The sequence below is a fragment of the Streptomyces sp. NPDC058291 genome (assembly GCF_042880855.1).
GTDB lineage: Bacteria > Actinomycetota > Actinomycetes > Streptomycetales > Streptomycetaceae > Streptomyces.
Window position 1 is genome coordinate 22,599 of the sequence record NZ_JBHVYK010000052.1, and the last position, 16,331, is coordinate 38,929.

General features: G+C 72.3%; 16 protein-coding genes and 1 pseudogene. 8 read left to right on the forward strand and 9 right to left on the reverse strand.

Annotation, left to right across the window (positions count from 1 at the left end):
- Window positions 1-215 precede the first annotated feature (215 nt).
- Window positions 216-1,076, forward strand: a complete 861-nt coding sequence (locus ACFVYK_RS24390; protein WP_389777632.1) for a helix-turn-helix transcriptional regulator — start codon at window positions 216-218, stop codon at window positions 1,074-1,076.
- Window positions 1,077-1,352, forward strand: a complete 276-nt coding sequence (locus ACFVYK_RS24395) for a DUF397 domain-containing protein (protein ID WP_069770159.1) — start codon at window positions 1,077-1,079, stop codon at window positions 1,350-1,352.
- 456 nt (window positions 1,353-1,808) lie between these two features.
- Here the strand turns inward: ACFVYK_RS24395 and ACFVYK_RS24400 are convergent, their stop codons facing one another.
- The gene (locus ACFVYK_RS24400) at window positions 1,809-3,251 is read right to left on the reverse strand and encodes a PLP-dependent aminotransferase family protein (protein ID WP_389777635.1); all 1,443 of its coding nucleotides are present in this window, start codon (window positions 3,249-3,251) and stop codon (window positions 1,809-1,811) included.
- A 114-nt stretch (window positions 3,252-3,365) separates the two neighbouring features.
- Between ACFVYK_RS24400 and ACFVYK_RS24405 the strand changes: the two genes are divergently transcribed.
- Complete coding sequence (locus tag ACFVYK_RS24405; RefSeq protein WP_389777638.1) at window positions 3,366-3,887, forward strand: carboxymuconolactone decarboxylase family protein; 522 nt, start codon at window positions 3,366-3,368, stop codon at window positions 3,885-3,887.
- Between the two features lie 352 nt (window positions 3,888-4,239).
- On the opposite strand, the gene ACFVYK_RS24410 is transcribed toward ACFVYK_RS24405, so the two are convergent.
- From ACFVYK_RS24410 to ACFVYK_RS24420, 3 genes are all read right to left on the reverse strand, one after another.
- A complete protein-coding gene (locus ACFVYK_RS24410) occupies window positions 4,240-5,727 on the reverse strand; it encodes a glutamate synthase subunit beta (RefSeq protein ID WP_389777641.1) in 1,488 nt (495 codons plus the stop codon).
- Window positions 5,728-5,843: 116 nt separating this feature from the next.
- Window positions 5,844-6,323, reverse strand: a complete 480-nt coding sequence (locus ACFVYK_RS24415; protein ID WP_389777644.1) for a DUF1772 domain-containing protein — start codon at window positions 6,321-6,323, stop codon at window positions 5,844-5,846.
- A gap of 214 nt (window positions 6,324-6,537) precedes the next feature.
- A complete protein-coding gene (locus ACFVYK_RS24420) occupies window positions 6,538-7,320 on the reverse strand; it encodes a DUF2293 domain-containing protein (protein WP_389777646.1) in 783 nt (260 codons plus the stop codon).
- Between the two features lie 140 nt (window positions 7,321-7,460).
- Between ACFVYK_RS24420 and ACFVYK_RS24425 the strand changes: the two genes are divergently transcribed.
- The gene (locus ACFVYK_RS24425) at window positions 7,461-8,102 is read left to right on the forward strand and encodes a uridine kinase (RefSeq protein ID WP_389777649.1); all 642 of its coding nucleotides are present in this window, start codon (window positions 7,461-7,463) and stop codon (window positions 8,100-8,102) included.
- 174 nt (window positions 8,103-8,276) lie between these two features.
- Window positions 8,277-8,720 (forward strand): annotated as a pseudogene (locus ACFVYK_RS24430) (PPOX class F420-dependent oxidoreductase); the annotation flags it as partial.
- Here ACFVYK_RS24430 and ACFVYK_RS24435 read toward each other — a convergent pair.
- Window positions 8,653-9,780 carry a magnesium and cobalt transport protein CorA gene (locus ACFVYK_RS24435; protein ID WP_389777650.1) on the reverse strand — a complete coding sequence of 376 codons (1,128 nt, stop codon included), beginning with the start codon at window positions 9,778-9,780 and terminating at the stop codon, window positions 8,653-8,655. The pseudogene ACFVYK_RS24430 and the gene ACFVYK_RS24435 overlap by 68 nt on opposite strands.
- Before the next feature lie 260 nt (window positions 9,781-10,040).
- On the opposite strand from ACFVYK_RS24435, the gene ACFVYK_RS24440 reads away from it, so the two are divergent.
- Window positions 10,041-10,835, forward strand: coding sequence for a class I SAM-dependent methyltransferase (locus ACFVYK_RS24440; protein WP_389777652.1), 795 nt, complete (start codon window positions 10,041-10,043; stop codon window positions 10,833-10,835).
- A gap of 201 nt (window positions 10,836-11,036) precedes the next feature.
- On the opposite strand, the gene ACFVYK_RS24445 is transcribed toward ACFVYK_RS24440, so the two are convergent.
- Complete coding sequence (locus tag ACFVYK_RS24445) at window positions 11,037-12,173, reverse strand: carbohydrate kinase family protein (protein WP_389777654.1); 1,137 nt, start codon at window positions 12,171-12,173, stop codon at window positions 11,037-11,039.
- Window positions 12,170-13,075: a pseudouridine-5'-phosphate glycosidase gene (locus ACFVYK_RS24450; RefSeq protein WP_389777689.1), complete on the reverse strand. Its 906-nt coding sequence runs from the start codon at window positions 13,073-13,075 to the stop codon at window positions 12,170-12,172. The genes ACFVYK_RS24445 and ACFVYK_RS24450 overlap by 4 nt, the downstream gene beginning before the upstream one ends.
- A 102-nt stretch (window positions 13,076-13,177) precedes the next feature.
- Here ACFVYK_RS24450 and ACFVYK_RS24455 point away from each other — a divergent pair, with 102 nt between their 5' ends.
- On the forward strand, window positions 13,178-13,606 hold the full coding sequence (locus ACFVYK_RS24455; RefSeq protein ID WP_389777656.1) for a VOC family protein: 429 nt from the start codon (window positions 13,178-13,180) through the stop codon (window positions 13,604-13,606).
- A gap of 42 nt (window positions 13,607-13,648) precedes the next feature.
- On the opposite strand, the gene ACFVYK_RS24460 is transcribed toward ACFVYK_RS24455, so the two are convergent.
- A complete protein-coding gene (locus ACFVYK_RS24460; RefSeq protein ID WP_389777658.1) occupies window positions 13,649-14,203 on the reverse strand; it encodes a methylated-DNA--[protein]-cysteine S-methyltransferase in 555 nt (184 codons plus the stop codon).
- 57 nt (window positions 14,204-14,260) lie between these two features.
- Complete coding sequence (locus ACFVYK_RS24465) at window positions 14,261-15,133, reverse strand: glycerophosphodiester phosphodiesterase (RefSeq protein WP_389777660.1); 873 nt, start codon at window positions 15,131-15,133, stop codon at window positions 14,261-14,263.
- 271 nt (window positions 15,134-15,404) lie between these two features.
- Between ACFVYK_RS24465 and ACFVYK_RS24470 the strand changes: the two genes are divergently transcribed.
- Window positions 15,405-16,271 (forward strand): MHYT domain-containing protein, encoded by an 867-nt coding sequence (locus ACFVYK_RS24470; protein ID WP_389777662.1) that lies wholly within the window; start codon window positions 15,405-15,407, stop codon window positions 16,269-16,271.
- Window positions 16,272-16,331: the final 60 nt, after the last annotated feature.

Consider the following 16,331-nt stretch of genomic DNA (forward strand, 5'->3'; position numbering starts at 1 on the left):
TGTGTGACGCGGTTGAGGGCCGTGGCACACTGCACGCAACAGCACGTTGAACGGCGCCAGTCGGGATCGACGGAGATCCGTGCTCACTCGCACGGATCGTCCCCCGGATCCTCGAAGGGCGCCGTAGGGCTGTCGGGATTCTTTTCGTGACCGGCCAGGTCGGGGCTCGTGAAGCCCCCGCGCGCGGCCGGCCGGGCTCTTCGGGGAGGTGGAGCGTGAGCGAACCGCGGTCCGCGCCGACGGTCGGACAGGTCGTCCTCGGTCGGCGTCTGTTGGACCTGCGGGAACGCGCCGGGCTCAAGCGCGAGGAAGCCGCCCGCATCCTGCGTGTCGCGCCCGCCACGGTCCGCCGTATGGAGATGGCCGAGGTCAGCCTCAAGATCCCCTACCTGCAGCTGCTGCTGAAGGCCTACGGGGTCACCGACGAGGAGGCCGAGGGCTTCGTCCGGCTGGCCGAGGAGGCGAACCTGCCCGGCTGGTGGCAGCGGTTCCACGACGTCCTGCCGGGCTGGTTCTCCCTGCACGTCAGCCTCGAGGGCGCCGCCGCCCTCATCCGCCAGTATGAGCCCCACTTCGTCCCCGGCCTGCTGCAGACCGAGGACTACGCGCGCGCTGTGCTCAAGTCCGGCGCCATCGGCCAGACCCGGCCGGAGGACATCGAGCGCCTGGTCGACCTGCGCATACAGCGCCAGGGTCTGCTCGCCCGCGAGGACGCGCCGAGGTTGTGGGTCGTCATGGACGAGACGGTGCTGCGCCGCCCGGTCGGCCCCCCGGAGGTGATGCGCGCGCAGATCGACAAACTGCTCGACGCAGCGAAGCTGCCCCATGTGACGCTCCAGGTCGCCCCGTTCGCCAACGGGCCGCATCCGGGCACCTACGGGCCCTTCGTGCTGTTCCGATTCGCCATGCCGGAGCTACCGGACATGGTCTACAGCGAGTACCTGACCGGCGCCGTATACCTCGACGCCCGCACCGAGGTGGCGACCCACCTCGAGGTCATGGACCGCATGGCGGCGCAGGCCGCTACAGCACATCGCACGAAGGAGATCCTCCGGGATCTCCGCAAGGAGTGGTGAATGGACCGCATCAAGACCCAGTCCAGGCCGCGGGTCCGCGCTCAGCGGATCTACAACGGCATGCCCGCCCGGGACCTGGGCAGCGAGGGCTGGCACAAGCCGTGGAGCGGCGGCAACGGAGGCAACTGCCTGGAGGCCATGAAGCTCGCCGACGGCCGGATCGCCGTCCGCCAGTCCACCGACCCCGACGGACCGGCGCTGATCTACACCTCCGACGAGATGACGGCCTTCATCCAGGGGGCCAAGGCGGGGGAGGCGGACTTCCTGCTCTCCTGAACGAACCGGACCGGCCCCTTCGGAGTCCGGCCGCTTTTTCTCCGCACCCCTTCCCTTTTTATCGCCTTGTCCCTTTCTCTCTGCTTTTCGCTGACTTGCTTGATTTGGCACTGACTTGATCACTCATCGCGTCACCTGCTCGCCGAGCGGCTCATGACCGGGCAGGGGCTCGCCGACGCCGTCGACCGCCCGGTCGGCGAGTGGGGGCGCCGCTCACGTCCGTGAGGCAGCAGGGGAGGGCGGGCAGTCGCCCGCCCCCCTCTGCCCCCGGGTGCGCGTCCACCCGAGGACGAGGCCCGCTCCACCGCGGCCTCCGGCTCGGTGGAGCGGGCCGCGGCCGCCGAGCCGTTCAAGGGACGGACGACGGACGACGGACGAGAGACGAAGGACGGCGGACGACGGGCGGCGAGCGTCACGCTCGCCCTGTACGTTCGCGAAGAGGTCGCCGACCTCGCCTCACCCGGAGACGGCGCCAGGCCGCAGGTCGGGCGGCAGCACCCGGCACAGGGCCTCCAGCGCCGCGCCGTAGGCGTGCTCCGACGGCGTCGCGTACCCCACGACCAGACCCTCCTGCGCCGCCATGTCCGTCGCCGGATGCCGGAACGCGGCCAGCCCGTCCAGCGCGACCCCCTGCCAGGCGGCCGCCTTGAGCACGGAGCGCTCGGTGCCGGACGGCAGCCGCAGCACCGCGTGCAGCCCGGCCGCGACGCCGGTGACCTGGACGTGCGGCGCCTGGGCGGCCAGCGCCTCGACCAGCCGGTCCCGGCGTGCGCGGTACCGCTGCCGCATGCGCCGCACATGACGGTCGTACGCCCCCGAGGCGATGAGGTCGGCCAGGCTCAGCTGGTCCAGGACGCTCGCCCAGGCCTCCCGCTCGCCCTTGGCGGCCAGGACGCCGTCGACGTACCGCTCGGGCAGCACCATCCAGCCCAGGCGCACCGCGGGCGACAGGCTCTTGCTGACCGAGCCGACGTAGATCACCCGCTCCGGATCGAGCCCCTGCACCGACCCGACGGGCTTGCGGTCGTAACGGAACTCCCCGTCGTAGTCGTCCTCGACGATCACGCCGCCGCGCGCGCGTGCCCAGTCGACGACGGTGGTCCGGCGACTCGCGTGCAGGGGGCCGCCGGTCGGGAACTGGTGGGCGGGCGTGAGCAGGACGGCCCGCTCGCGCCCCAGGCGGTCGACGCGCGCCCCGTCCTCGTCCAGGGGCAGCGGAACGGTGCGCACACCCGCCGCCGCCAGCAGCTCGCGGTGGAAGCCCAGCCCGTACGCCTCCACGGCCAGCGGGCCGCGCAGCACCGCGCGGCCCGGGGCGAACAGCAGACGCAGCGCGTGGGCGAAGCCCGAGCAGATCACGATGCGTCCGGGCTCGGTGCGCACACCCCGCGCGCGGGCGAGGTACTCCGTCAGAGCCTCGCGGAGCTCCCGGCGGCCGGCGGGGTCACCGGGCCCGAACACCTCGTTGGGCGCCTGCTGCAGGGCCCGCCGGTAGGAGGCCAGCCACGCCGCGCGCGGGAACGACGACGCGTCCGGGGTCCCCTGCGTCAGGTCGTGCCGGGGGCCACGCGCGCGTGCGGGCGCCTTGACGGGTGAGCGCTCGGCGCGTCGCAAGGGGGCGGCGCGGTCGGCGACCCGGGTGCCGGATCCCTGTCGGGCGGTCAGCCAGCCCTCCGCGACCAGTTCCGCGTAGGCGTCGGCCACCGTGTTGCGGGCCACGCCGAGGTCGGCGGCGAGCGAACGGTACGGCGGCAGCCGGGTCCCCGGAGCGAGCCGTCCGCTGTGCACCGCCTCGCGCAGCGCCCGGATGAGGGCGGCGCGCCGCCCTCCCGGCCCGGCCAGCTCCAGGTGCAGGTCGGCACCGATGCGCTCCGCCGAATTGACCCACGAATCCACCATGGCAATGCACCCTACAGGCGGTCTTTCGGGACCTTAGATTGAGGCGCACGACCACGGCGACAACCGTGTTGACGGCGATCACGGCAACGGTGACAACGGTGAGGGCGGGGCACGATGACGGAGACGGCGAGTGTGACGAAGGCCGAGCCGGGGGCGACGGCAGGTGCGGGGACAGGTCCGGCGGTCGGGGGCGCCCGCGTCGATTTCGGGAAGGCCGCCCCCAAGGCGTTCCGCGCCCTGGTCGGCTTCGACGCCGCCGCCCGCGACGGCCTCGACCCGGCCCTGGTCGAACTGATCCAGATCCGCGCCTCCCACGTCAACCACTGCGCGTACTGCCTGCACCTGCACACGGGCGACGCGCGCAGGGCGGGCGAGAACGAGGAGCGACTGCACATGATCGCCGTCTGGCGGGAGGCGCGCCACTTCTTCACCGAGAGGGAACAGGCGGCCCTGGCCCTCACGGAGGCGGTCACGCTGGTGGCCGGCCGAGGCGTGGCGGACGACGTCTACGCCGAGGCCGCCGCCCGTTTCGACGAGCGCGAGCTGGCCCAGGTGCTGGCCCTGATCTGCGCGATCAACGTCTGGAACCGGGTGGCCCTGGCGACGAAGAAGCAGGCGGGCACGGACGAACGCTGAAGCGGTGAGCGGTGAGCGGTGAGCGGTGAGGGGTGAGCGGTGAGCGGTGAGGGGTGAGCGGTGAGCGGTGAGGGGCGAGCGGTGAGGGGTGAGGGGTGAGGGGTGAGCTGAGGGGGTGGAGAGTGGAGGGTGAGGGGTGGAGAGTGGAGGGTGCGGCGTGAGGGGTGAGGGGTGGAGGGTGCGGCGTGAGGGGTGGAGGGTGCGGCGTGAGGGGTGGAGGGTGCGGCGTGAGGGGTGAGGCAGGGTGTGTGGAGTGGCCCGCGGCGTGTCCGGCACCGACGGCGCCCGGCCGGTCCGGCCTGCCGGCTCTCCCACCGACCCGGCGTCTCCCGCCTGTCCGGCCCGGCGGACGTTAGACGCCCATCGGCCGGTCGTACGGTCCGATCGGCATCGGCAGTCGTGAACTGCCCGCCAGATGACGGTCGACGGCGGCCGCCACGGCCCGTCCCTCCGCGATCGCCCACACGATCAGCGACTGCCCGCGCGCCGCGTCCCCCGCGGCGAACACCCCGGGGACGTTGGTTTCGAAGTCGCCGCCCCGCGCGATCGTGCCACGCGGCTCCAGCGCCAACCCGAGCTGCTCGACGAGCCCGTCCTCCCGGTCGGGCCCGGAGAACCCGAGGGCGAGCAGCACGAGATCGGCGGGAAGGGCCCGCGCGGTGCCCTCCACCGGCCTTCGCCGCGCGTCCACCTCGACGAGGTGCAGCGACCGCACATGCCCGGTCGCGTCCCCGGTGAAGCGGAGTGTGGACGCCGCGAACAGCCGCGCGTCCGCGTCCGCCGCCGGCGCGGACCCCAGATCGCGCGCCTCCTCGTGCGCCGCCGAGAGCCGGTAGACCTTCGGATACGTCGGCCAGGGATCGGCGTCCTCGTCGCGCTCGGCGCCGGGTCGCGCGTAGATGTCCAACTGGGTCACCGACGCGGCGCCCTCGCGCACCGCGGTGCCCAGACAGTCGGCCCCGGTGTCGCCACCGCCGACGATGACGACGTGCTTGCCCGCGGCGGACATCGGAGAGGCCTCCAGATCCCCCGCACACACCCGGTTGGCCAGCGGCAAGTACTCCATCGCCTGCTGGATGCCGGTCAACTCACGTCCGGGCACGTGCAGTTCCCGCCACTCGGTCGCACCGGTGGCGATGACGACGGCGTCGTAGCGCGTCCGCAGATCCGCCGCCATGACGTCCCGCCCGACGGTCGTCGACGTACGGAACTTCGTGCCCTCCGCCCGCATCTGCTCGATCCGCCGCTCCAGATGGCGCTTCTCCATCTTGAACTCGGGGATGCCGTACCGCATCAGCCCGCCGATGCGGTCGTCCTTCTCGTAGACGGCGACGGTGTGACCGGCCCGCGTCAACTGCTGTGCCGCGGCCAGTCCCGTGGGCCCGGAACCGATCACGGCGACCGTCTTCCCCGACAGCCGGTCCGGCGGCCGCGGCGGAGTGAACCCGTCGGCCCAGGCCCGGTCGGCTATGGCCGCCTCGACGTTCTTGATGGTGACCGCCGGCTGGTTGATGGCGAGCACACACCCGGCCTCGCACGGCGCAGGACACAACCTGCCCGTGAACTCGGGGAAGTTGTTCGTCGCGTGCAGTCTGTCGCTGGCCGCCCGCCAGTCCTCCCGCGAGACCAGGTCGTTCCACTCGGGGATCAGGTTGCCGAGCGGACAGGCCTCGTGGCAGAACGGGATCCCGCAGTCCATGCAGCGGTCGGCCTGCTTGCTGATCAGGGGCAGCAGCGCCCCGGGGACGTACACCTCGTCCCAGTCCCGTACCCGCTCCTCGACCGGCCGGCGCGGCCAGTCCTGGCGGGGTGTCGTCATGAATCCCTTGGGATCGGCCATGGGCGTGTTCCTCGCGTACGCGTACGGCAGGCCGAGCGTCATCGGGCGGCACTCTTCCGGCCACGATACGTGCCGCGGGCGGCCCGCGCAGAGGGGCGGGACAGGCCCGTTTCGGCTCAGACGAGGGCGAGGGCGTAGACGAGCGCCGCGGCCGCGGAGGCCACCGCGCGCACGTGGTTCCATCGCGCCCACTCGCGCAGATAAACCGGCCAGTAGGCGACGGCCTCCGAGGCGCCGGGCGCCGGCTTCGCCAGCGCCTCGTTGCGCGGCACGTTCGCCATCACCGTCACGCCGAACGCACCGCACAGATACAGCGCGCTGCCGAGCAGCAGGTACACCGCGCCGTGGTCCGGCCACAGCACGAACGTCACGACGGCGATCACCGCGCACAGGGCCGCCACGCCCAGGAAGAGGACCATGAAGACGGGCGTCGTCGCCGAGGAGTTGATCGCGTTCATCGCCGCCACGCCCTGCGCGGCCGGCAACGCGGCGAGCCCGCGCATCACCAGGACCGAGAAGGCGCAGAAGATCCCGGCCATCAACCCCGTCGTCAGCGCGCCCAGCATCGCGAGCACCGGATAAGGCCCATCGATCACCACAACGTCAACTCCCACCCGTCGAGCGGAGATCCTGCCCGGTACGCTCCGCCGCCTCAAGTGAAATCCTGTCCATGATCGACGATCATGGCCGAGATGCGCGCGGGCACTCGCGCCCGTCAGGCCGCCCGCGCGTCAGCGGGCCGCCGCCCGCCCCCCCACAACCGTCGCCCTCCGGCCGCTCCGGCCGCTCCGACCGCTTCGACTGATCCGGTTATTTCGGCTGTCCCATCTGGTTCGGCCGCTCCCGCGTCTCCTCCGCGTGCTCCTCCCCGGACACCACGCGTGTCTGTGACCCCTCCCGCCACGTCCGCAACCGTGCTTCCACGTCCGCGGCGATCTGCCGACGTGCCTCGTACCGCGACAACCCGCTCATCAGCAGCCGGTCGTACGGCGTGTCGAGATGCCGTACGGACGCCACGACCGCCGAGCCGACGGCCCCCTCGGACAACGCCCGGCCGGCCGCGCTGCGCCCGACCCGACCGCTGCCCCGGAGCGAGGCGTGCTCGGCGATCCCACGCGCCCGGTCCTGCGGGCAGCCGGGGAACAACCGTCGGATCTCCGCCGCGAACGCCTCGGCGAACCGCGCGTCCTGCGCCGCCCGGCGCCCGGCGTCCCGGATCCGCCGCCGCCTCCGTGCCTCGACGTCCGCCAGACACCGCTCCTCCGCCCGGACGAGCGCGCCCTCCTCGACAAGGACGCCCTGCCGCTCGTAACGGCCCTTGCGCCGGTTGAACCGGACCACGACCGCCGACAGCCCGCTTTCCTCCCGGGCTCTGCGCGTCAGTGCCGTGTCGCCGCGCGGCAGGAACACCAGGTGTCCGAGATCCGCGCAGTCGAGACAGCGGGGCGCGGCGTCCTCCAGGACCACCATCGCCAGCGGCCCGCGACGACACCCTGCGCACAGCTTCCGTCGAAGGGGCTGGACGACGACGAACCGGTTGTGCGGCGCGGAGACCGTAGAGGCTGCGGGGACCGTGAAGGCTGCGGGGACCATACGGGCTTCATTCCCCCTGGTGGACACGGTGGCACCCGCCGCTGACCACTGCTCTGCACATCGCCCGCTGCTCCGCCCGGCCGCCTTGCCTGCTCGCCGCGCAGGCCTTTCGACGCATGCCGCCCGGTACCTGACGCATCATGGGCCGTGTGCGACTCGAAGCGATCACCTGGGACCGGCTCGGCGACGTTCTCGCCGAGCGGCTGCTCGAACTGAAGCCGGACGACGGGAGCCCCTGGCCGCGCATCGCCTTCGACGGAGCCCCGGCGGCCCGCCCCGGAGATCTCGCGTCGCGTGTCGCCGAGGCGCTGCGCACCCGCGGCCGTCCCTCCCAGCTCCTGGACACGCACGGTTTTCTGCGCCCCGCCTCTCTCCGTCTGGAGTACGGCCATCACGACGTCGAGGCCTACTACGACGGCTGGTTCGACACCGGCGCGCTGTGGCGTGAGGTCTTCAACCCCCTCGAGGCGGACGGCGACGGACGGATCCTGCCCGACCTCCGGGACCCTGTCACCGACCGCGCCACCCGCAGCCCCTACGTCCCGCTCGCGCCCGGCGGCCTCCTGTTGCTGCACGGTCCCTTCCTGCTGCGGCACTGGTTCCCCTTCGATCTGAGCGTTCATGTACTCCTCTCCCCGGCGGCCCTGCGCCGGCGCACCCCCGAAACCGACCACTGGACCCTGCCCGCCTTCGAGCGCTACGCCCAGGAGACCGATCCGGGAGCGACGGCCGACGTCCTCGTTCGCGCGGACGACCCTCGCCATCCGGCATGGAGTGGCTGATGTGCGCCCCAGCGTCCCCGTCCAACCCCTTTTAAATGCACGCGCATGTAACTAGGGTGGCGTCATGTCGATCTCCGAAGGCTCGTCTCACGCAGCTGCGTCCGCCGTCCCCGCGGGCTCCTCCGGCCCCGCCGCCGCCGCCCCGCCCCCGTCGCCTTCGCCGAGTCCGTTCGCGCGCTGCTCGACGGCAAGAACTTCGCCAGTGTCGCCACCCTCGGCCCCGGCGGCGCACCGCAGAACTCGGTGGTCTGGATCAGGCGCGAGGGCGACACGGTCCTCTTCTCCTCGACGGAGGGCCGTCAGAAGGTGCGCAACCTCCGTCGTGACGCCCGGGTCAGCCTCTCCGTCTTCGACCTCGCCGACCCTTACACCTCGGTCGAGATCCGTGGCGTCGCCGAGATCCTGCCGGATCCCGGCAAGCGGCTCCCGCGCGAGCTGTCGCACAAGTACCTCGGCATCGACCCGCCCGCCGAGAAGGACGACGAGGTCCGCCTGATCATCCGCGTCGTCCGCGAAAAGTCGTGGCTTCTCCGCCTCCGCCTGAGGCGGCTCAGAGCCAGCCGTTGCGCCGGAAGCCGCGGTGCAGAACCCAGCAGGCGACGGATATCACGCCGATGACCAGGCCGTAGCCGAATCTCCAGTGGAGCTCCGGCATGTTGTCGAAGTTCATGCCATACACCCCGCAGACCATCGTCGGCACCGCGATCACCGCGGCCCATGCCGTGATCTTGCGCATGTCCTCGTTCTGCGCGACCGTGACCTGCGCCAGGTGCGCCTGCAGGATCGAGTTGAGCAGTTCGTCGAAGGCCGCGATCTGCTCCGTGGCCCGCAGCAGGTGGTCGGAGACGTCACGGAAGTAGGCCTGTATCTCCGGGTCCACCACCCGTACCGGCCGGTCCGCCAGGTCCAGCAGCGGGCGGCCGAGCGGCACCACCGCCCGCTTCAGCTCCAGGAGTTCACGCTTGAGCTGATAGATGCGCCCGGGATCCGCCCGTGCGCCGTTCTCCGCGAACACGTCCGTCTCGACCTGGTCGATGTCCGCCTGCACCGCGTCGACGACGTTGAGGTAGTCATCGACCACATGGTCCGCGACAGCGTGCAGCACCGCCGACGGGCCCTTGGCCAACTGAGCCGTGTCGGACTCCAGCGCCTCGCGCAGCGGGCCCAGCGAGCCGTGCCGTCCATGGCGCACCGTGATGACGAAGTCCTGGCCGACGAACATCATGATCTCCCCGGTGTCGACCACCTCGCTCGTCGCTGTGAGCTCCTCGTGCTCGACGTAGCAGACCGTCTTGAACACCGCGAACAGCGTCTCGCCGTAGCGCTCGACCTTCGGCCGCTGATGCGCCTCCACGGCGGCCGCGACCGCCAGCGGGTGCAGGTCGAAGAGCTCGGCGATGCCCGCGAACTCGTCGTTGGTCGGCTCGTGCAGACCGAGCCACACGAAACCATGACCGCTCTTGCGCACACGTTCCACCGTGTCGACGAGATCCCCGCCGTGCGGGGCCCGCACGCCGTCCCGATAGGTCACGCAGTTCACCACCGACGACCCCAACGGGGAGCGCGCATGGTGGCTCAGGTCGACCCGCGGGCGCCGTCGGGCCAGCCGTGCCACCTTGCGCAGACCGCCGACCTTGCCGAAGTCGGCGACCTTCCGCAGATTCCCCGTCATGGTCATCTGGGTCTCCTCGTGTGAATCTCCCCGTGCCGCATTCCTGCGCCCTGGCGCGCCAGTCTGCCAGGCCCGCGTATGCCGTGCGTAAGCCTGTGGAAAGGGGTGGTTCCGTTTTGTTCCCGCCTGTGGACGACGGGACTTCGGAGGCTGCGGGCGGGCGGGATTCCGCTGCTTCGCGAGGGTGGCGCCGGTTTCTCCGGGGGGCCGGGCGCCCCGCCGCGTCGACCGCGTTCGGCACACCGGAAAACTGTGATGATCGTCGCATGACGCGGTCCGACCGGTACCTCCTCGACAACCGGCAGCCGGAGGCGGGGGAACGCTTCGACGCCTTCGCCGCCCTCTTCGATCCCACGACCTTCCGTCATCTCGAAGGACTCGGGACCGGGCCCGGCTGGCGCTGCTGGGAGGCGGGCGCCGGCGGCGTCTCGGTGGTGTCCTGGCTGGCGAAGAAGGTCGGTCCGACGGGCAAGGTCCTCGCGACGGACATCGACACCTCCAGGCTGAGGTCCGTCGCCCGTCAGCCGGTGGAGGTCCGCGTCCACGACCTCGGCCTCGACGAGCCGCCGACGGAGGACCTCGACCTGGTGCACGCCCGGCTCGTCCTGGTCCACGTGGCGGACCGGGAACGTGCGTTGCGTTCGATGGTCAGGGCCCTTCGCCCCGGTGGACGGCTCCTGATCGAGGACGCCGACCCCGCCCTGCAGCCGCTGCTCCGCCCCGACGAGCACGGCCCCGAGCAGCAGTTGGCCAACCGTCTGCGACACGGCTTCCGCCAGCTCCTCGCCGGCCGGGGCGCCGACCTCGCCTACGGTCGCAAGCTCCCGCGTCTGCTCCGCGAGGCCGGGCTGGTCCGTGTCGAGGCGGACGCCTACTTCCCCCTCACCTCGCCGGCCTGCACCGTCCTGGAGTCCGCGACGGTCCGCCAGATCCGTGGCGAGCTCGTGACCGCGGGCCTCGCGACCGACGAGGAGATCGACCAGCACCTGGCGAACGTCGCCGCCGGCAGCATGGACCTGGCGACCGCCCCGATGATCTCGGCCTGGGGCCGTAGGGCATAGCACTGCTTACGGCTCTACTGTTCTACGGCTCTACGGCTCTACTGCTCTACGGCTGGGACCACCCGGCGGACGCGTGTGCGCGCGTGCGCACGCGCCGTTTCGCGATGCGCGGTTCAGGCCCGGCTGTCGCGCCGCGCGCCGGGTGCCGCGTCGCAGCGCGGGCGGCTCACCCGGGTGCCGCTTCGGTGGTCGCTGCTGCCCTCAGTGGGCGGAGGCGGTAGGAGACGTGGTCGGCGTGGTGCTGTCGCCGGGGACGGGCGGTCTGCCGCCGACGAGTTCCACCGCCAGGGCGCCCGCCCGGCAGCCTTCCGAGGCGGCCGCCACCGCGTCGGCCCCTGCGAGCAGCGCGGCGAGGAACGCCCCGGTGAAGGCGTCGCCGGCGCCCGTGGTGTCCCTCGGGGTCGCCGCGACGGCGGGGACCCGGGCGAGGAGCGCGCCGTTCCGGGCCACCAGCGCGCCGTCCGCGCCCTGCTTGGCCACGACCAGCGGGACCCGGCGGCTCAGCTCGGCCGCGGCCTTCGCTCCGTCGGACGACCCGGTCAGCAGGCCGGCCTCGTCGCGGCTGGGCAGCAGCACGTCCACCCCCTCGACCAGGGTCAGGAAGCGGTCGACGCCCAGTTCCGTCAGGAAACCCGCCGACGCGGGATCGAGGCTCACCGGCACCCCGCGCGCGCGTGCCGAGGCCGCCGCCGTGCGCACCAGCGCCCGCCCCGTCCGCGAGAACAGCAGGTAGCCCGACAGGTGCAGTCGGCCGACCCCGTCGAGCAGGGCGTCCGACCAGTCGCCGGGGTCGAGCCGCAGCGACGCGCCGCTGTCGGTGAGAAACGTTCGCTCGGCCGCGGCGTCCGCGTCCACCAGGCAGATCACCGTCCCGGTGGCCGCCTGCGGATCGACGACGAGACGGGGCCGTACCCCGCGGGCGGCCAGTTCCCGTTCGTGCCAGGCCGCCGACTCCGCGCCCACCCGCCCGAGCAGCCGTACGTCCGGACACCCCCGATGCGCCGCCCAGCAGGCCACGTTGGCGCCGGCGCCGCCCGGCAGCGTCCGGATGACGCAGGCCGTGTCCGTGCCCGGGGCCAGTGGTCCACGGTGGCGGGCGATGACGTCCGTCACGACGTCCCCGACGACCAGCAGCGCCCCGCCGCCTCCGGCCCGGGACCCCGTCCCCGTGCCCGGCAGCGAAGCCGTCGCCGTCGCCGTCGCCGAACCTCCTCCCGTGCCCCGTCCCCGGCCTTCCTCTCCACAGCCCCTGTCTCGCCCTCCGCGCTCCGGGCCCGCACCGGTGTCCCGGGCCGCGTCGGCCTGGTCGTGGTCCGTGCCGCCCGGTCGGCCGGTCATGCCTCGGACCACGCGGTCGCGATCCGTGCCGCCAGCCGCACATTGCCGCGCACCGCCGCCAGGTTGGCGCGCAGGGACGCCCCGTCGGTGTGGCGGACCAGATAGTCGAGGAGGAACGGCGTGACGCCCTGACCGGTCACGCCCGCCTCCTCGCACGCGTGCAGCGCGTCGGCCAGCACGCGCGTGTGCAGCCCGGGATCCAGCTGTTCCTCCTCGGGGACCGGGTTGGCGACGATCAGCGCCGACTGCGGCATGCCCAACGCGTCCTGAGCCCGCATCACCTCGGCCGCCTGCCGCGGGGTCTCCAGCGTCCAGTCGACGGGATGACCCGAGTCGGAGAGGTAGAAGCCGGGGAAGCGGTCGGTGCCGTACCCGGCCACGGCGACGCCCAGCGTCTCCAGCCGCTGCAGCGTCGCCGGCACGTCCAGGATCGACTTGACGCCCGCGCACACCACCGTGATCCGGGTGCTCGCCAGCAGTCCCAGGTCGGCCGACTCGTCCTGGGTGACCGTCCACTCCCGGTGCACCCCGCCGAGCCCGCCCGTCGCGAACACCCGCACCCCCGCGAGCGCCGCCAGAAGGGCCGTCGCCGACACCGTGGTCGCCCCGCTCGCCCCTGACGCGATCGCGAGCGGCAGGTCACGATGGCCCAGCTTGCGGAAGCCGTCCTCGTTGGCGACCCGCTCCAACTGCCCCTTGTCCAGGCCCACATGGGGGCGACCGTCCAGCACGGCGATCGTCGCCGGCACGGCGCCCTCCGCGCGGACGACTGCCTCCAGCTCCAGCGCCACCTGCAGATTGCGCGGGCGGGGCAGCCCGTGCGAGATGATCGTGGACTCCAGGGCCACCACGGGTCGACGCGCGTCGACCGCGTCCCGCACCTCTTGCGACACCACCAGCACCACGCGCCCGCCTCCTGTCGTCGGTCTCCTCCTCATCTCTGGCGAGCGGCACGACCGGTCAAACCCTTGCGGCCTGTGGGTCAGGACACCAGCCTGGAACGTATGACGGACCACATGACCCGCCTCGACCACGTCGTGCTCTGGGTGCACGATCCGATCGCCGCCGCCGGCTTCTACGAGAAGGCCGTCGGTCTGGAGCCCGTGCGCCTCGCCGAGTTCGCCGAGGGCAGAGAGCCGTTCCCCTCCGTACGCGTCAGCGAGGAGACACTCCTCGACCTCATGCCCATGTCGATGGCGGAGCGCATGACGATGCTCCCCGGCGCCGTCGCCGGCGCGGGGCACCCGCTGAACCACGTGTGCCTCGCCCTGCCGTCCGCCCGGTTCGACGAACTCCGCGCCCGTCTGGAGGAGAGCGCGGTCCCCGTCTCGGCCGTCTCGCGGGGTTCCTTCGGCGCACGCGGCGAGGCCACGCGAAGCTTCTACTTCCGCGACCCCGACGGCAACGTCATCGAAGCCCGCCACTACGACTGACGCCGGCACCGCCCCCGGGGGTGCAGCGTCGTCGGCCCCGCCTCAGAACAGCGGCTCGGGCAGGACGCCTTCCAGGGCGAGCAGTTTCCGCTTGGTCTCCAGGCCGCCGCCGAACCCGCCGAGCCCGCCGTCGCTCTCGACCACCCGGTGGCAGGGCACGACGACCGGCAGGGGATTGGAACCCATCGCCACCCCCACCGCCTGCGCCGCCCCCGGCTGCCCCACCCGCCTGGCCAGATCGCCGTAGCCGACGACCGCCCCGTAGGGAACGCCGGTGGCGAGTTCGCGCAGCACCTGTCCGTGGAAACCCGAGATCAAGGACCAGTCCAAGGGCAGCTCGAAATCGCGCCGCTCACCGGCGAAGTACGCCTTGACCTGCCGTATCGGTTCCGCCAGCAGCGGAGAGCCGGGCGCCTCGACGGGCTGCGCGCCCATGCGGCCCGCCAGCCGGTCCAGCGCCTTGTCCCGCACCGCGTCGGTGGCATGGAACACGACGGTGAGCAGGCCCGCGCCGGTCGCGGCCAGCAACAGCGGACCGATGTCGGTGCCGACGACGGTCCACACCATCTGCTGCTCGTACTGCCCGTGGCTGTCCATGCCCTCACCGTACGACCCGCCACTGACAACGCCCCCGGGGCGTCGCCGCCGGCCCGGCTAGTACCAGTACAGGGCGCGCCGCACCACGTCCGCCTTGTCGGTGATGACGCCGTCGACGCCGTACCGGGCGACGGTGCGAGCGGTCGCGGCGTCGTCGACGGTCCAGGCGAAGACCCTCATCGGCGTGCCGTGCGGTCCGGTCAGCGCGTGCACGGCGTCGACGTACGCCGGGGTCAGAGCGGTGTGCGACGGGTTGATCAGATCGGCGTAGCCCGCGTACCGCCGCAGGTCCCGGGCGGCCGGCGTGCCGAGCAGCCCGGTTCGCACCCCCGGCTTCAGCTCGTGCACGGTGCGCAGGCCGGCGGCGCTGAAGCTCTGCACGACGAGCCGGTTGGTGAGATGACGGCGGTCCAGCCAGCCCTCGTCGCCCAGCAGTTTGAGCGTCTGCCGCTCGATGCCCGGGTACAGCTCGGGATTCTTGATCTCCAGGAGCAGCTTCTGGTGGTTGTGCTCGACGCGGTCGACGTAGGCCTCCAGCGTCGGTACGCGCGTGCCCTTGTACGCGGCGCCGAACCAGCTGCCCGCGTCGAGCCGCGCGATCTCGGCCGCGGTGAAGTCCTTCACCTTCCAGGGGGCGCGGCCGGGGAAGACCCGCTCGGCGTCGGTCGTGCGCCGAAGGGTGTCGTCGTGGATCACCACGAGCCGGCCGTCCCTGGTGCGCTGGACGTCGTTCTCCACCCACGCGACGCCCATCGAGGCGGCCTTGTCGACGGCCTGGAGGGTGTTCTCGGGGGCGTAGGCGGACGCGCCCCGGTGGGCGATCACCAAGGGCCGGACGGCCACGCCCGCCCGGACGTCGTGAACGGGCGGCAGCAGGGCGACGGAGCCCAGGACCGCGGTGGCCGTGACGGCCACAACGCGCGCGTGCATGCGTACTCCTCGCGTCGAGCGATCACCTACAGCACCACTGTGACAGCACAGCGTCGACGGCGGGGGAGCGCAGGACGAGCCCGGGAGGCCGACGGACGTCCGGGGCCGCTCACCACTGCCGCACATGTGCGGCCAGGCCGTGTTTCTTTGCCGGAGAATCGTTCGACCATTCCGGGGGGAGTCATACTCTCTCTCAGCCTTGACCGCGCTGCGCGGTCGTGGCGGGGGCGCGTTTTCGAAGATCAAGCAACAGGGCGAAGGGCAACCGCGCATGCAAGGCACGGTCGACGGTTTCAGCTACGGACTCGTCACACCACTGGTGGCCTACCTCATGGCCTGCCTCGGTGGTGCTCTCGGTCTGCGCTGCACCACCAGAGCCATGCTCGTCGCCCACTCCTGGCGCCCGGGATGGCTGGCCCTCGGCTCCGCGGCCATCGGCTCCGGCATCTGGACCATGCACTTCATCGCGATGATCGGCTTCACGGTCGAAGGCGCCCCGATCCACTACGACAAGCCGACGACCTACGCCAGCCTGGGCGTCGCCATCCTCATGGTGGGTGTAGGGATCTTCATAGTCGGCTACAAGGGCGCGACGGGGACCGCGCTCTTCACCGGAGGCACCATCACCGGCCTGGGCATCGCCTCGATGCACTACCTGGGCATGGCGGGGATGCGCTTCAACGGCGACTTCGAGTACAACACGCTCACCGTGGGCGCCTCCGTCGTCATAGCGATGGCCGCCGCCACCGCCGCCCTGTGGGCCGCGGGGCAGGTCAGGGGCTTTCTGTGGAGCGTGGGCGCCAGCCTCGTCATGGGCCTGGCCGTCACCGGCATGCACTACACCGGCATGAGCGCCCTCAGCGTCCACCTGCACACCGCCGAGACGCCGACCGCGGGCGACTCGCCGGCCGCCCTCCTCGCGCCGATGCTGATCGGCCCCCTCGCGTTCCTCTGCCTCGCCGGCGTCGTCATGATGTTCGACCCGCTGATGGTGATGGGCAAGCCCGACTGGACCCCCGCCGAGCACAAGCCCGGCGTGCCCGCGCACCAGCCCGCCCCGCGTCCCTCGCGCCGCCCTCGGCTGCGCAGCCGCCGGAACGTGACGTACCGCCCATCCCGCACCCCGCAGAACCGGTGAGGTCCGGGTTCGCCGGGGCGGGCCGAAAGCCGCGGAAGCCCTGATCGGACCCGGTTGTCA

What these genes read in the sequence shown, in the direction of transcription:
- ACFVYK_RS24465 (WP_389777660.1), bottom strand. Translation starts at nt 15,133, where the DNA reads ATGCACGCGCGCGTTGTGGCCGTCACGGCCACCGCGGTCCTGGGCTCC.
- ACFVYK_RS24455 (WP_389777656.1), top strand. Translation starts at nt 13,178, where the DNA reads ATGACGGACCACATGACCCGCCTCGACCACGTCGTGCTCTGGGTGCAC.
- ACFVYK_RS24405 (WP_389777638.1), top strand. Translation starts at nt 3,366, where the DNA reads ATGACGGAGACGGCGAGTGTGACGAAGGCCGAGCCGGGGGCGACGGCA.
- ACFVYK_RS24460 (WP_389777658.1), bottom strand. Translation starts at nt 14,203, where the DNA reads ATGGACAGCCACGGGCAGTACGAGCAGCAGATGGTGTGGACCGTCGTC.
- ACFVYK_RS24445 (WP_389777654.1), bottom strand. Translation starts at nt 12,173, where the DNA reads ATGACCGGCCGACCGGGCGGCACGGACCACGACCAGGCCGACGCGGCC.
- ACFVYK_RS24470 (WP_389777662.1), top strand. Translation starts at nt 15,405, where the DNA reads ATGCAAGGCACGGTCGACGGTTTCAGCTACGGACTCGTCACACCACTG.
- ACFVYK_RS24410 (WP_389777641.1), bottom strand. Translation starts at nt 5,727, where the DNA reads ATGGCCGATCCCAAGGGATTCATGACGACACCCCGCCAGGACTGGCCG.
- ACFVYK_RS24395 (WP_069770159.1), top strand. Translation starts at nt 1,077, where the DNA reads ATGGACCGCATCAAGACCCAGTCCAGGCCGCGGGTCCGCGCTCAGCGG.
- ACFVYK_RS24435 (WP_389777650.1), bottom strand. Translation starts at nt 9,780, where the DNA reads ATGACCATGACGGGGAATCTGCGGAAGGTCGCCGACTTCGGCAAGGTC.
- ACFVYK_RS24400 (WP_389777635.1), bottom strand. Translation starts at nt 3,251, where the DNA reads ATGGTGGATTCGTGGGTCAATTCGGCGGAGCGCATCGGTGCCGACCTG.
- ACFVYK_RS24440 (WP_389777652.1), top strand. Translation starts at nt 10,041, where the DNA reads ATGACGCGGTCCGACCGGTACCTCCTCGACAACCGGCAGCCGGAGGCG.
- ACFVYK_RS24425 (WP_389777649.1), top strand. Translation starts at nt 7,461, where the DNA reads ATGGGCCGTGTGCGACTCGAAGCGATCACCTGGGACCGGCTCGGCGAC.
- ACFVYK_RS24420 (WP_389777646.1), bottom strand. Translation starts at nt 7,320, where the DNA reads ATGGTCCCCGCAGCCTTCACGGTCCCCGCAGCCTCTACGGTCTCCGCG.